This window comes from Streptomyces sp. DT190 (assembly GCF_049846985.1).
Classification (GTDB): Bacteria; Actinomycetota; Actinomycetes; order Streptomycetales; family Streptomycetaceae; genus Streptomyces.
The window spans coordinates 212,170-225,287 of sequence record NZ_JBNCNM010000005.1; the positions used below are offsets into that span (position 1 = coordinate 212,170).

General features: G+C 71.6%; 13 protein-coding genes. 8 read left to right on the forward strand and 5 right to left on the reverse strand.

Annotation, left to right across the window (positions count from 1 at the left end):
• Positions 1-159: 159 nt before the first annotated feature.
• Both ppgK and ACPXCS_RS12360 read right to left on the reverse strand, forming a co-directional pair.
• A complete protein-coding gene (gene ppgK, locus ACPXCS_RS12355; RefSeq protein WP_425946588.1) occupies positions 160-906 on the reverse strand; it encodes a polyphosphate--glucose phosphotransferase in 747 nt (248 codons plus the stop codon).
• An 80-nt stretch (positions 907-986) separates the two neighbouring features.
• The gene (locus ACPXCS_RS12360; RefSeq protein WP_425946589.1) at positions 987-2,012 is read right to left on the reverse strand and encodes a 4-hydroxy-3-methylbut-2-enyl diphosphate reductase; all 1,026 of its coding nucleotides are present in this window, start codon (positions 2,010-2,012) and stop codon (positions 987-989) included.
• Positions 2,013-2,112: 100 nt separating this feature from the next.
• Here ACPXCS_RS12360 and ACPXCS_RS12365 point away from each other — a divergent pair, with 100 nt between their 5' ends.
• The 4 genes from ACPXCS_RS12365 (at position 2,113) to ACPXCS_RS12380 (ending at position 5,779) form a co-directional block, all read left to right on the forward strand.
• Positions 2,113-3,495 carry an APC family permease gene (locus ACPXCS_RS12365; RefSeq protein WP_425946590.1) on the forward strand — a complete coding sequence of 461 codons (1,383 nt, stop codon included), beginning with the start codon at positions 2,113-2,115 and terminating at the stop codon, positions 3,493-3,495.
• Between the two features lie 69 nt (positions 3,496-3,564).
• Positions 3,565-4,773, forward strand: a complete 1,209-nt coding sequence (xseA, locus tag ACPXCS_RS12370) for an exodeoxyribonuclease VII large subunit (RefSeq protein WP_425946591.1) — start codon at positions 3,565-3,567, stop codon at positions 4,771-4,773.
• Between the two features lie 9 nt (positions 4,774-4,782).
• Positions 4,783-5,031, forward strand: a complete 249-nt coding sequence (locus tag ACPXCS_RS12375; protein ID WP_425946592.1) for an exodeoxyribonuclease VII small subunit — start codon at positions 4,783-4,785, stop codon at positions 5,029-5,031.
• Positions 5,032-5,188: 157 nt separating this feature from the next.
• Entirely contained in the window at positions 5,189-5,779 is a 591-nt protein-coding gene (locus ACPXCS_RS12380) for a malonic semialdehyde reductase (RefSeq protein WP_425946593.1), read from the forward strand.
• Positions 5,780-5,836: 57 nt separating this feature from the next.
• Here the strand turns inward: ACPXCS_RS12380 and ACPXCS_RS12385 are convergent, their stop codons facing one another.
• Complete coding sequence (locus tag ACPXCS_RS12385) at positions 5,837-6,361, reverse strand: DUF4245 domain-containing protein (RefSeq protein WP_425946594.1); 525 nt, start codon at positions 6,359-6,361, stop codon at positions 5,837-5,839.
• Positions 6,362-6,488: 127 nt separating this feature from the next.
• Between ACPXCS_RS12385 and glpX the strand changes: the two genes are divergently transcribed.
• The gene (gene glpX, locus ACPXCS_RS12390; protein WP_031119677.1) at positions 6,489-7,523 is read left to right on the forward strand and encodes a class II fructose-bisphosphatase; all 1,035 of its coding nucleotides are present in this window, start codon (positions 6,489-6,491) and stop codon (positions 7,521-7,523) included.
• A 228-nt stretch (positions 7,524-7,751) separates the two neighbouring features.
• Here glpX and ACPXCS_RS12395 read toward each other — a convergent pair whose 3' ends face one another.
• Both ACPXCS_RS12395 and ACPXCS_RS12400 read right to left on the reverse strand, forming a co-directional pair.
• Positions 7,752-8,129 (reverse strand): WhiB family transcriptional regulator, encoded by a 378-nt coding sequence (locus tag ACPXCS_RS12395; protein WP_311679755.1) that lies wholly within the window; start codon positions 8,127-8,129, stop codon positions 7,752-7,754.
• A gap of 114 nt (positions 8,130-8,243) precedes the next feature.
• A complete protein-coding gene (locus tag ACPXCS_RS12400) occupies positions 8,244-8,945 on the reverse strand; it encodes a DUF1707 SHOCT-like domain-containing protein (RefSeq protein WP_425946595.1) in 702 nt (233 codons plus the stop codon).
• Between the two features lie 182 nt (positions 8,946-9,127).
• Between ACPXCS_RS12400 and ACPXCS_RS12405 the strand changes: the two genes are divergently transcribed.
• The 3 genes from ACPXCS_RS12405 to fomD all read left to right on the forward strand — a co-directional run bounded on the left by ACPXCS_RS12405 (position 9,128) and on the right by fomD (position 13,052).
• A complete protein-coding gene (locus ACPXCS_RS12405) occupies positions 9,128-10,795 on the forward strand; it encodes a fumarate hydratase (protein ID WP_425946596.1) in 1,668 nt (555 codons plus the stop codon).
• A 77-nt stretch (positions 10,796-10,872) separates the two neighbouring features.
• Positions 10,873-12,276 carry a class II fumarate hydratase gene (locus ACPXCS_RS12410; protein WP_425946597.1) on the forward strand — a complete coding sequence of 468 codons (1,404 nt, stop codon included), beginning with the start codon at positions 10,873-10,875 and terminating at the stop codon, positions 12,274-12,276.
• A gap of 83 nt (positions 12,277-12,359) precedes the next feature.
• Positions 12,360-13,052 carry a cytidylyl-2-hydroxypropylphosphonate hydrolase gene (gene fomD / locus ACPXCS_RS12415; protein WP_425946598.1) on the forward strand — a complete coding sequence of 231 codons (693 nt, stop codon included), beginning with the start codon at positions 12,360-12,362 and terminating at the stop codon, positions 13,050-13,052.
• Positions 13,053-13,118 lie beyond the last annotated feature (66 nt).

Below are 13,118 nucleotides of genomic sequence, written 5' to 3' on the forward strand. Positions count from 1 at the left end.
CTGCGGCCGGGCATGACCTGTGCCCACGGCAGTGCGCCAGTGCGCCGAAGTCTGCGGCCACCGGAGCACCCGCCGCTGACCGAGCCCACCAGAACACCCGCCGCTGACGGCGCCCACCAGGCCATGTGCCGCTGACCGCGCCGATCAGCCCGCCTGGCGCTAGTGCCCGGCCGACCGCATCGCCGCTCCCACGATGCCCGCGTTGTTCTGCAGCTGCGCCGGGACGATCTGCGCCTTGATGCCCTCGATGTGGGGCAGGAACTTGTGCGCCTTGCGGCTGACGCCGCCGCCGATGATGAACAGTTCCGGCGAGAACAGCATCTCGACATGGGCGAGGTACTTGCGCACGCGGTGCTCCGCCCAGTGCTCCCACGACAGGTCGTGGTCCTCGCGCGCCTTGCTGGAGGCCCGCTTCTCCGCGTCGTGCCCGTCGAGCTCCAGGTGGCCCAGCTCGGTGTTCGGGACGAGCACGCCGTCGACGAAGAGCGCGCTGCCGATGCCCGTGCCGAACGTCAGCAGGATCACCGTGCCCCGTCGGCCGCGGCCCGCTCCGAAGTGCATCTCGGCGACGCCCGCCGCGTCCGCGTCGTTCACCACCGTCACCGGCAGTCCGCCCAGCCGCTCGCCGAGCAGCGCCCGCGCGTCCATGTCGATCCAGCCGGCGTCGACGTTCGCCGCCGTACGGATCGTGGCGCCGTCGGTGACCACGCCCGGGAAGGTGACCCCGACGGGTCCCGTCCAGCCGAAGTGGTCGACGACCTGCTTGACGCCGTCGGCCACCGCGTCGGGCGTGGCCGGGTGCGGGGTGAGGACCTTGTGGCGCTCCTGCGCCAGGTCGCCCTTGTCCAGGTCCACCGGGGCACCCTTGATCCCGGAACCGCCGATGTCCACACCGAAGATCTGCATGGCCCTACGTTACGACGTGGGACTGACCGTCACGGGCCGGACGGCCCCGGCCGCCCGGCCCGTCCGCGACAGCTCCCCGATCACTCCGCGGAACGTTCACCGGCCGCGGCGCCGCCGCGCTCGGCGACCAGCGCGGCCGCCTCCTCGCGCAGGTCGCGGCGCAGCTCCTTGGGCAGGGAGAACGTGATGGACTCCTCGGCCGCCTTGACGATCTCGACGTCCTCGAAACCGCGCTGGGAGAGCCACTCCAGGACCTGCTCGACCAGGACCTCCGGCACGGACGCGCCCGAGGTGACGCCGACGGTGGAGACGCCCTCCAGCCAGGCCTCGTCGATCTCGTCGGCGAAGTCCACCAGGTGGGCGTCGCGCGCACCGGCGATCTTGGCGACCTCGACCAGGCGCTTGGAGTTGGAGGAGTTGCGCGAGCCGACCACGATGACCAGGTCCGACTCGGCGCCCATCTGCTTCACGGCAAGCTGGCGGTTCTGCGTGGCGTAGCAGATGTCGTCGCTGGGCGGGGAGATGAGCTGCGGGAACTTGTCCCTCAGGGCGTCGACGGTCTCCATGGTCTCGTCGACGGAGAGCGTGGTCTGGGAGAGCCAGACGACCTTGGACGGGTCGCGGACCTCGACCTTGGCCACGTCGCCCGGGCCGTCGACGAGCTGGATGTGGTCGGGGGCCTCGCCGGAGGTGCCGATGACCTCCTCGTGGCCCTCGTGGCCGATGAGGAGGATGTCGTAGTCCTCGTTGGCGAAGCGGACGGCTTCCTTGTGGACCTTGGTGACCAGCGGGCAGGTGGCGTCGATGGTGGCGAGCTTGCCGCGCTCGGCCTCCTCGTGGACGACGGGGGCCACGCCGTGGGCCGAGAACATCACGATGTTGCCCGGTGGCACCTCTTCCGTCTGCTCGACGAAGATCGCGCCCTTCTTCTCCAGGGTCTGCACGACGTACTTGTTGTGGACGATCTCGTGGCGGACGTAGACGGGAGCGCCGTACTGCTCCAGCGCTTTCTCTACGGCGATCACGGCGCGGTCCACGCCCGCGCAGTAGCCACGGGGGGCGGCGAGCAGGACACGGCGGCCAGGCGAAGCAGACATGCGTCCCATCGTAAGGCCGCGTTCGGCGGGTCAAAGATCGCGTCCGTGCGGAGTCCCCGGGAAGACTGAACGGACGCGGCGCGAGTGACGGAAGCGGAGGCGGGCCACGATGGCGGAGCCGGGGACGCGGGCCCGCGCGGCCGACGGGGACGGCGCGCTGCGGCGCAGCCTGGGTTTCCGGGACCTGGTCGTCTACGGGCTGCTGTTCATCGCGCCGATGGCCCCGGTCGGCGTGTTCGGCACGCTGGACGCCAAGTCGCACGGGGCGGTGGCGCTGGTGTACGTCGTCGCGACGGTCGCGATGGCGTTCACGGCGTTCAGCTACGCCCAGATGGTCCGGGTCGTCCCGCAGGCGGGCTCGGTCTTCGCCTACGCGCGCGCGGGGCTCGGGAAAGAGGCCGGCTTCGTGGCGGGCTGGATGGCGATGCTGGACTACGTGCTGATCCCGGCGGTGGCGTACCTGTTCTGCGGGGTCGCCATGAACGCGCTGGTCCCCGAGGTGTCGCGGTGGGTCTGGTCGGCGCTCGCGGTGGTCGTGACGACGCTGCTGAACCTGTGGGGCGTCCGGGCCGCCGCCCGCGTGGGCTTCCTGGTGCTGCTCCTGGAGGTCGTCGTCCTGCTCGTCTTCGTGGTGGCCGCGGTGGTGGTCCTGGCGCGGGGCGGTGCCGAGCGGGGCTGGCTGTCGCCGCTGTCGGGGGACGGCACGCAGGGCGCGTTCGCGATGTCGGCGGTCCTCGGGGCGGTGTCGGTGGCGGTGCTGTCGTACCTGGGGTTCGACGCGATCGCCTCCTTCGCGGAGGAGGTCACCGGCGGCTCGGCGAAGATCGCGCAGGCGCTGCTGTTCTGCCTGGCGCTGGCGGGTGTGCTGTTCGTGGCGCAGACGTACCTGGTGGCGCTGCTGGAGCCGGTGTCGTCGGCGCGGCTGGCGGCGGAGCCGGGGCGGCAGGGGTCGGCGTTCTACGACGCGGTGGACGTCTCGGTCGGCACCTGGCTGCACGACCTGGTGGCGGTGAGCAAGGCGATCGGCGCGGCCTTCGCGGCGCTGGCGGGGCAGGCGGCGGCGGCCCGGCTGCTGTTCGCGATGGGCCGCGACCGGCGGCTGCCGCGCCTGCTGTCCCGCACCAGCGCGGGGGTGCCGCGGGTGGCGTTGTTGTGCGCGGCCGTGGTGACGCTGGTGGCGGCGGTGTGGGCGGCGCGCCGGGACGACGGGATGGACCAGCTGGTGTCGGTGGTCGACGTCGGCGCGCTGACGGCCTTCACGCTGCTGCACGCGAGCGTGGTGGGCTGGTTCGCGGTGCAGCGCCGGGGCGGGGCGGTGAGCTGGTGGCGGCACGTTGTGGTGCCGGTGGCCGGCGCGGCGATCACCGTGGCCGTGATCGTGGAGGCGTCGGCCACGGCCCGGACGGTCGGTGCGGTGTGGCTGGCGGTGGGGCTGACGGTGCTGGTGGTGCAGGAAAGGCGCGGGGCGGCGGTGCCGCCCCCGGCCGCGTGACCGGGGGCGGATCCGGCGGGTCCGAGCCGCTGATCGGCATTGTCGGTGGCGCCCACTACGCTCGCGGACATGGCTGTGAACACGACTCCGGAGTCCCCGTTGCCCGTCGGTGAGGTGTCGCGGCTCATCGGGGGATGGATCGACCGGCTCGGCGCGGTGTGGGTCGAGGGGCAGATCACGCAGCTGTCCCGGCGGCCGGGTGCCGGTGTGGTGTTCCTGACGCTGCGGGACCCGTCGCACGACATCTCCGTCGGCGTCACCTGCTACCGGCAGGTGTTCGACGCCGTCGCGGACGTGGTGAGCGAGGGCGCCCGGGTCGTCGTCCTCGCCAAGCCCGAGTGGTACGCCCCGCGCGGGCAGCTGTCGCTGCGGGCCGCCGAGATACGGCCCGTCGGGGTCGGGGAGCTGCTCGCCCGGCTGGAGCAGCTGAAGAAGTCCCTCGCGCGGGAGGGTCTGTTCGCGCCGGAGCGCAAGAAGCCGCTGCCCTTCCTGCCGCAGCTGATCGGGCTGGTCTGCGGCCGGGCCTCGGCCGCGGAGCGGGACGTGCTGGAGAACGCCCGGCACCGCTGGCCCGCCGTCCGCTTCGAGGTGCGCAACGTCGCCGTGCAGGGCGTGCACGCCGTGTCCCAGGTGGTGCAGGCCGTGAAGGAGCTCGACGCGCTCGACGACGTCGACGTGATCATTGTCGCGCGCGGCGGCGGCAGCGTGGAGGACCTGCTGCCGTTCTCCGACGAGCAGCTGATCCGTACCGTCGCCCAGTGCCGTACGCCCGTGGTGTCCGCGATCGGCCACGAGCCCGACCATCCGCTGCTGGACCACGTGGCGGACCTGCGGGCCTCCACCCCGACGGACGCCGCCAAGAAGGTCGTGCCGGACGTCGGCGAGGAGTACGAGCGCGTGCGGCTGCTGCGGGACCGGGCGCGGCGGTGTGTGGCGGCGCTGCTGGACCGGGAGGAGCGCGGCCTGGCGCACGCGCTGGCGCGGCCGTCGATACAGGATCCGCACCGGATGATCGACGAGCGCGCCGACCACGTGGCGGACCTGCTCGACCGCGGCCGACGCTGCCTGCGGCACCAGCTGGACCGCGCCGACTCCGAGCTGACGCACACGCACGCGCGCGTGGTGGCCCTCTCCCCCGCCGCGACCCTGAAGCGCGGGTACGCGGTGCTGCAGAGGGCGGACGGGCACGCGGTCCGCGATCCGGGCGAGGTGGAGGCCGGCGAGGCCCTGCGCGCGCGGGTCTCCGAGGGTGAGTTCTCCGTACGAGTCGACACATAGGGTGGGCGGATGACCAGCGAGGTGGAACAGGCGCCGGGCACGGCCGAGGCGCTCGGGTACGAGCAGGCGCGCGACGAGCTGATCGAGGTCGTCCGCCGTCTGGAGGCGGGCGGTACGACGCTGGAGGAGTCCCTGGCGCTGTGGGAGCGGGGCGAGGAGCTGGCCCGGGTGTGCCGGCGCTGGCTTGAGGGGGCGCGGGCGCGGCTGGACGCGGCGCTGGCGGAGGAGTCGGCGGCGGAGGGCGCGGACGCCGAGTAGCTCCGCGCGGACACCGGGAACCACGGGGTGAATCAGTGTGAAGCCGATCACCACGCCCCCAATTTAGTTGAACATTGAACTTCATTGGCGTACCGTCGCAGACGTCAGCCGGTCCGGCGCCCCCGGGCCCGACGTACCACCCGAGAAGGTTCCGTTCATGTCTCTCGTTCTTGACCCCGCAGCCCAGGACCTCCTGTTCCGCGAGGCCCGTACCGCCAACACGTTCACCGACGAGCCGGTGACGGACGAGCAGGTGCAGGCGATCTACGACCTGGTCAAGTACGGCCCGACCGCCTTCAACCAGACCCCGCTGCGCATCACCCTGGTCCGCTCCCCCGAGGCCCGTGAGCGCCTGGTCGGCCACATGGCCGAGGGCAACCGGGCCAAGACCGCGAGCGCCCCGCTGGTCGCGATCCTCTCCGCTGACAACGAGTTCCACGAGGAGCTGCCGCACCTGTTCCCGGCCTTCCCGCAGGCCAAGGACGCCTTCTTCGCCGAGCGCCCCGTGCGCGAGGGCTCCGCCACGATGAACGCCGCCCTGCAGGCCGCGTACTTCATCGTCGGCGTCCGCGCCGCCGGTCTCGCCGCCGGCCCGATGACCGGCTTCGACCACGAGGGCGTGCGCAAGGAGTTCCTGGACGACGACCACACCCCGCTGATGGTCGTCAACATCGGCCGCCCGGGCCCGGACGCCTGGTACCCGCGCTCCCCGCGTCTGGCGTTCGACCAGGTCGTCACGACCGTCTGAGCCACGGACACGAGGAAGGCCCCCGGCGCTGTCGCCGGGGGCCTTCCTCGTGCGCGCTCACTTCGTCTGCAGCGCCTGGGCCATCTTCGTCAGCTGGGCGAAGGAGGCCGTGCCCGTCACGACCGTCGTCGAGCCCTTGGTGCCCTCCAGGACCAGCGCGTCGTAGCGGCCGCCCTCCCAGCGGGTCCACGTCCGGCCGGCGATCTCCTCGGTCCTGTCGGTCTCGCGCGCGCCCTGCGTCGCCTCGTCGAGGAAGACGGGCCGGCGCTGAGTGGACTGCTGCACCGCCACGTACTCCCCTTCGGGATCGTGGAACCCGAGGTGCCAGGTGTCGAAGTCGTCACCCCGGTAGCGGACGGAGGTGGCCTTCCACGCGCCGGGCAGGCCCTCGGGCGCGGCGACGGGGTACGGGGCCGCGCGGCGCGCCGTGAGCAGCTCGACCCGGTAGTCGACGCGCTTGATGTCGGGTGCGCTGTCGTCGTGCGGGATGAAGAGGTAGATGACCCCCGCCACGAGGACGATGACCCCGAGGGAGAGGATCATGTCCCGCGCCGTCTTCTGCTTGCCGTTCGTGCCTGCCACGCCCCCTATCGTCGCAGGTCCGTGCTGCGCTCATCCGTGGGGGCCCCTGCTCATTTTGCGGGCTCGGAGATAGAGTCGGGCGACAAAGCCCTCATCCGGCCGTCGTCGTACAGAAAGGTGCGCTCCGATGACCGAGCATCATCATTTGCCGTCCGAACTCGATGTGCCCTCCGAGGCCCCCGACCGCAACCTCGCCCTGGAACTGGTCCGGGTGACCGAGGCGGCGGCGATGGCCGCGGGCCGCTGGGTCGGACGCGGTGACAAGAACGGCGCCGACGGTGCCGCGGTCCGCGCCATGCGGACCCTCGTCTCCACCGTTTCGATGAACGGTGTCGTCGTCATCGGCGAGGGCGAGAAGGACGAAGCCCCGATGCTGTTCAACGGGGAGCGCGTCGGCGACGGGACCGGGCCCGAGTGCGACATCGCCGTGGACCCGATCGACGGCACCACGCTGACCGCGAAGGGCATGACCAACGCGATCGCGGTGCTGGCGGCCGCCGAGCGCGGGTCGATGTTCGACCCGTCCGCGGTCTTCTACATGGACAAGCTCGTCACCGGCCCCGAGGCGGCGGACTTCGTCGACATCAACGCGCCGGTGTCGGTGAACATCCGCCGGGTCGCCAAGGCCAAGCGGTCCGCGCCCGAGGACGTCACGGTGGTGATCCTGGACCGGCCGCGGCACGAGGGCATCATCAAGGAGATCCGGGACACCGGGGCGCGCATCAAGCTGATCTCCGACGGTGACGTGGCCGGCTCCATCCTGGCGCTGCGCGAGGGCACCGGCGTCGATCTGCTGCTCGGCATCGGCGGCACGCCCGAGGGCATCATCTCGGCCTGTGCGGTGAAGTGCCTGGGCGGCACCATCCAGGGCAAGCTGTGGCCGAAGGACGACGAGGAGCGGCAGCGGGCGATCGACGCCGGGCACGACCTCGACCGGGTGCTGACGACCGAGGACCTGGTCACCGGCGAGAACGTGTTCTTCGTCGCGACCGGGATCACGGACGGCGAGCTGCTGCGGGGCGTGCGGTACCGGGCCGAGACCGCGACGACCGACTCGATCGTGATGCGGTCGCGCTCGGGCACGGTGCGCAGAATCGATTCGGAGCACCGCCTGTCCAAGCTGCGGGCGTACAGCGCGATCGACTTCGACAAGGGCAAGTAGCACCCGTAGGGCCGGGGTACGGGTCCCACGGGGCCGGTGCGGGCCCCACGGGGCCGGTGCGGGCCCCACGGGGCCGGTGCGGGTCGCCGGGCGGCCGCGGCGGGTACGTGGCCCGGCGCGCCGTTCCCCGCGCCCCTTCGGGGCGCTCACCCGAAGTCGACGGCTCCGCACAGAGAAGCAGGGCGTCCCCGGTGCGGTGGGGGCGCCCTGCTTCGTGTTGCTCGGAAGTCAGCCGGCCGCCGCTATCTGGTTGGCCGAGCGGGCCGCCTTCTTCAGCTCCAGGTCGCGGCGGCGGCGCCGGGCCAGGACCACGCGGCGCTCGGCGGCGGTGAGGCCGCCCCAGACGCCGTAGGGCTCGGGCTGGAGCAGGGCGTGCTCGCGGCATTCGACCATGACCGGACACCGGGCGCAGACCCGCTTGGCCGCCTCCTCCCGGGAGAGCCGGGCGGCGGTGGGCTCCTTGGAGGGGGCGAAGAACAGGCCCGCCTCGTCGCGCCGGCACACCGCCTCGGTGTGCCACGGGGCGTCCTGGTCCCTGTCTCGCGCTGGCACCCGCGGGGCCGGAACGGCAGCGACCTGCAGGGACGAATGCGGCGGTTGCAGCACGGTCTACTCCTGACGACGGCTTCGCGAGCGAGAGACGATGCAGCAAGGCCTACCCGCTGTGCGCGCGCCTATGCACTGAGTTCCGAACCGCCCCTTCCGGTTGGTTCGCGACCGTCAGTGGCCCAGATGCTTGCGCAAACTCCTGTCGACCTTGCGCTGCACGCGGTCCAGGATGTCGGCGACGATCTTGCCGCGCCTGGCCCGCGCCTCGACGCTGCCGAAGACGGCCCAGCCGTCGACGTAGACGATCGGGGCCTCCGGGTCGCCCGAGTCGAGCGTGGCCACCTCGAAGCTGCCGAGGACGCCGCCGCCCATGCCGCGCAGCGACACGTTCTCCGGGACGCGGATGTCGACGCTGCCGAAGATCGCGAACGACTTGACGACGACCTGCTGGTGGTCGTAGAGCGCCTCGCTCAGGTCGATCTCGACGCTGCCGAAGATCGCGTAGGCGTGGATCCGGCGGCCCGCGCGCCAGCGGCCCTTGCGGACGGCGCTGCTGAAGACCGCGACCACGTTGTCGTCCGGCTCGACCGGGATGGCGCCGGCCGTGGGGCGGTGCGGGGCCGGGGCGTGGGCGGGACCCGGGCGGGGGCCGTGGGCCGCGGGCAGGTCCCGGATGAAGACCTCCAGTTCACCCACCGTCTTGGCGCGCAGCACCCCCTCGACGCGCTCGGCGTGCTCGTCCGCGGTGAGGCGGCCCTCGGCGAGGGCGTCGTGCAGGATGTCGGCGATGCGGTCGCGCTCGGCGTCGGAGGCGCGGAGCTCGGAGACGGCGGGGCCGGTCTGCGCGTGAGGGTCCTGCTTCTGAAGGTCCACGGCAGCAGCGTACCCACACACGATAGATCGCGACACCCCCCGGGCCGGTCCCGCCGGGTCCGGCCTGGGATGTGACGAACTGAGCCTTACCTCACAAGCTCGGCGTCAGTGGCAGGTTCTACGCTGGTGGGCGCTCGCCAAAGGAGGCGGGCCGCCGTCCGCAGAGTGAGGAATGGGCTGAGATGCCTGAGTTCGCGTACACCGATCTGCTCCCGCAAGGAGAGGACACCACCCCCTACCGGCTGGTGACCTCCGAGGGTGTCTCCACGGTCGAGGGGCCGGACGGGCGGACCTTCCTCCAGGTGGAGCCGGAGGCGCTGCGCAAGCTCGCCGAGGAGGCCATCCACGACATCCAGCACTACCTGCGCCCGGCCCACCTCGCGCAGCTGCGCCGGATCATCGACGACCCCGAGGCGTCGGGCAACGACAAGTTCGTGGCGCTGGACCTGCTGAAGAACGCGAACATCGCGGCGGCCGGCGTGCTCCCCATGTGCCAGGACACGGGCACGGCGATCGTGATGGGCAAGCGCGGACAGAACGTGCTGACGCGGGGCCGTGACGAGGAGGCCCTCAGCCGCGGCATCTACGACGCGTACAAGAACCTCAACCTGCGCTACTCGCAGATGGCTCCGCTCACCATGTGGGAGGAGAAGAACACCGGCTCCAACCTCCCCGCGCAGATCGAGCTGTACGCGACCGACGGCGGCGCCTACAAGTTCCTGTTCATGGCGAAGGGCGGCGGCTCGGCCAACAAGTCGTTCCTGTACCAGGAGACGAAGGCCGTCCTGAACGAGGCCTCCATGATGAAGTTCCTGGAGGAGAAGATCCGTTCGCTGGGCACGGCCGCCTGCCCGCCGTACCACCTGGCGATCGTGGTCGGCGGCACGTCCGCCGAGTACGCCCTGAAGACCGCGAAGTACGCCTCCGCGCACTACCTGGACGAGATCCCGGCCGAGGGCTCGGAGCTGGGGCACGGCTTCCGGGACAAGGAGCTGGAGCAGAAGGTCTTCGAGCTGACGCAGAAGATCGGCATCGGGGCGCAGTTCGGCGGCAAGTACTTCTGCCACGACGTGCGCGTGGTGCGCCTGCCGCGGCACGGCGCCTCCTGTCCCGTCGCCATCGCGGTCTCCTGCTCCGCCGACCGCCAGGCCGTCGCGAAGATCACCGCCGAGGGCGTCTTCCTGGAGCAGCTGGAGACGGACCCGGCGCGCTTCCTGCCGGAGACGACGGACGAGCACCTCGACGAGAGCGACGTCGTCAGGATCGACCTGAACCAGCCGATGGACACGATCCTCGCCGAGCTCACCAAGTACCCGGTGAAGACCCGCCTGTCCCTGACCGGCCCGCTGGTCGTGGCGCGCGACATCGCGCACGCCAAGATCAAGGAGCGGCTGGACGCGGGCGAGGAGATGCCGCAGTACCTCAAGGACCACCCGGTGTACTACGCGGGCCCGGCGAAGACGCCCGAGGGCTACGCGTCGGGTTCCTTCGGCCCGACCACGGCCGGCCGCATGGACTCCTACGTGGAGCAGTTCCAGGCGGCGGGCGGCTCCAAGGTGATGCTGGCCAAGGGCAACCGCAGCAAGCAGGTCACCGACGCGTGCCACGCCCACGGCGGTTTCTACCTCGGCTCCATCGGCGGCCCGGCCGCCCGCCTGGCCCAGGACTGCATCAAGAAGGTCGAGGTCGTCGAGTACGAGGAGCTCGGCATGGAGGCCGTCTGGAAGATCGAGGTCGAGGACTTCCCGGCGTTCATCGTCGTCGACGACAAGGGCAACGACTTCTTCCAGGACCCGGCGCCGGCGCCCACGTTCACGTCCATTCCGGTACGGGGTCCCGGACTCGCCTGACCGGCGCGGTGACGAATCGCCTCCACGGGGAACAGTGGTCGCGGCGCTGACGCTGTGACACGTGGAGGTGATCGTCGATGACCGACGAGCAGGACAGGACCGCATACCGCACCGAGCACGACTCCATGGGCGAGGTGCGGGTGCCGGCCCACGCCAAGTGGCGGGCCCAGACCCAGCGGGCGGTGGAGAACTTCCCCGTCTCCGGGCAGCGCATCGAGCGCGCGCACATCGAGGCGCTGGCCCGGATCAAGGGCGCGGCGGCCAAGGTCAACGCCGAGCTGGGGGTCCTGGACGAGGACATCGCCCGGGCGATCCAGGAGGCGGCCGGGGAGGTCGCCGAGGGCCGGTGGGACGAGCACTTCCCCGTCGACGTGTTCCAGACCGGGTCCGGGACCTCGTCCAACATGAACACCAACGAGGTCATCGCCACCCTGGCCACCGAGCGGCTCGGGCGCCCCGTACATCCGAACGACCACGTCAACGCCTCCCAGTCGTCCAACGACGTCTTCCCGTCCTCCATCCACATCGCCGCCACCGCCGCGGTGACGCGCGACCTGATCCCGGCCCTGGAGCACCTCGCCGCCTCCCTGGAGCGCAAGGCCGAGGAGTTCGCCGACGTCGTGAAGTCGGGGCGGACGCACCTGATGGACGCCACGCCCGTGACGCTCGGGCAGGAGTTCGGCGGGTACGCCGCCCAGGTGCGGTACGGGATCGAGCGGCTCGACGCGTCCCTGCCCCGGCTCGCCGAACTGCCCCTCGGCGGCACGGCCGTCGGCACCGGCATCAACACCCCGCCCGGCTTCTCCGCGGCCGTCATCGAGGAGGTCGCCCGCACCACCGGGCTGCCCCTGACCGAGGCGCGGGACCACTTCGAGGCGCAGGGCGCCCGGGACGGCATCGTCGAGACCAGCGGGCAGCTGCGGACCATCGCGGTCGGACTGACGAAGATCGCCAACGACCTGCGCTGGATGGCCTCCGGGCCGCGCACCGGCCTGGCCGAGATCGCCCTGCCCGACCTCCAGCCCGGCTCCTCGATCATGCCGGGCAAGGTGAACCCGGTCATCCCGGAGGCCGTGCTCATGGTCGCCGCCCAGGTCGTCGGCAACGACGCCACCGTGGCCACCGCCGGCGCCGCCGGGAACTTCGAGCTCAACGTGATGCTGCCGGTCATCGCGAAGAACGTGCTGGAGTCGATCCGGCTGCTCGCCAACGTGACGCGGCTGCTCGCCGACCGGACCGTCGACGGCATCACCGCGAACCGCGAACGGGCCCGGGAGTACGCCGAGTCCTCCCCGTCGGTCGTCACGCCGCTCAACAGGTACATCGGGTACGAGGAGGCCGCGAAGGTCGCCAAGAAGGCCCTGGCCGAGCGGAAGACGATCCGTCAGGTCGTGCTGGAGAGCGGGTACGTGGAGCGCGGCGACCTGACTCCGGAGCAGCTCGACGAGGCGCTGGATGTCCTGCGCATGACGCACCCGTGACGCCACGGGGCGCTTGTACGCCCGGCGCGTGAACCGTGACACGCGCCGCAGCGTCGTATGCCTGTGGCACCTAATATCTGTCCATGGCGGAGGGCGGAGCGGTGAGACGCATGGCAAAGGGCGGTGCGACGGGCTTCTGGGCGCCCGGGAGCCGGATCCTGTGGCGGTACCGGGAGAACGGCGGCGCGCGCATCCACATCGCGCGGCCGGTCACCGTCGTCCGGGACGACGCGGACGTGCTCGCCGTGTGGCTGGCGCCCGGCACCGAGTGCGTGAAGCCCGTGCTGGCCGACGGCACGCCGGTGCACCAGGAGCCGCTGGAGTCGCGATACACCAAGCCGCGGACGGTGCAGCGCGACCGGTGGTTCGGCACGGGCGTGCTCAAGCTCGCCCGGCCCGGCGAACCCTGGTCGGTCTGGCTGTTCTGGGAGCCGGGCTGGCAGTTCAAGAACTGGTACGTGAACCTGGAGGAGCCGCTGGCCCGTTGGGAGGGCGGCGTAGACTCCGAGGACCACTTCCTGGACATCTCCGTGCATCCCGACCGCAGTTGGCACTGGCGCGACGAGGACGAGTTCGCCCAGGCCCGGCGGGACGGGCTGATGGACGACCAGCAGGCGGAAAAGGTACGGGCGGCGGGACGGGCCGCGGTGGCGGTGATCGACGCCTGGGGGCCGCCGTTCTCGGAAGGCTGGCAGCACTGGCGCCCGGATCCGTCCTGGGGGGTACCGTCACTGCCGGAGGACTGGGATCGTACGCCCGCGCACATGTCCTCATGAGACCCTTGATGCGCCCCCGGGCAAGAAACGTAGGATCGTCCTCCGCAAGGGCGCGCGGCGGCAACT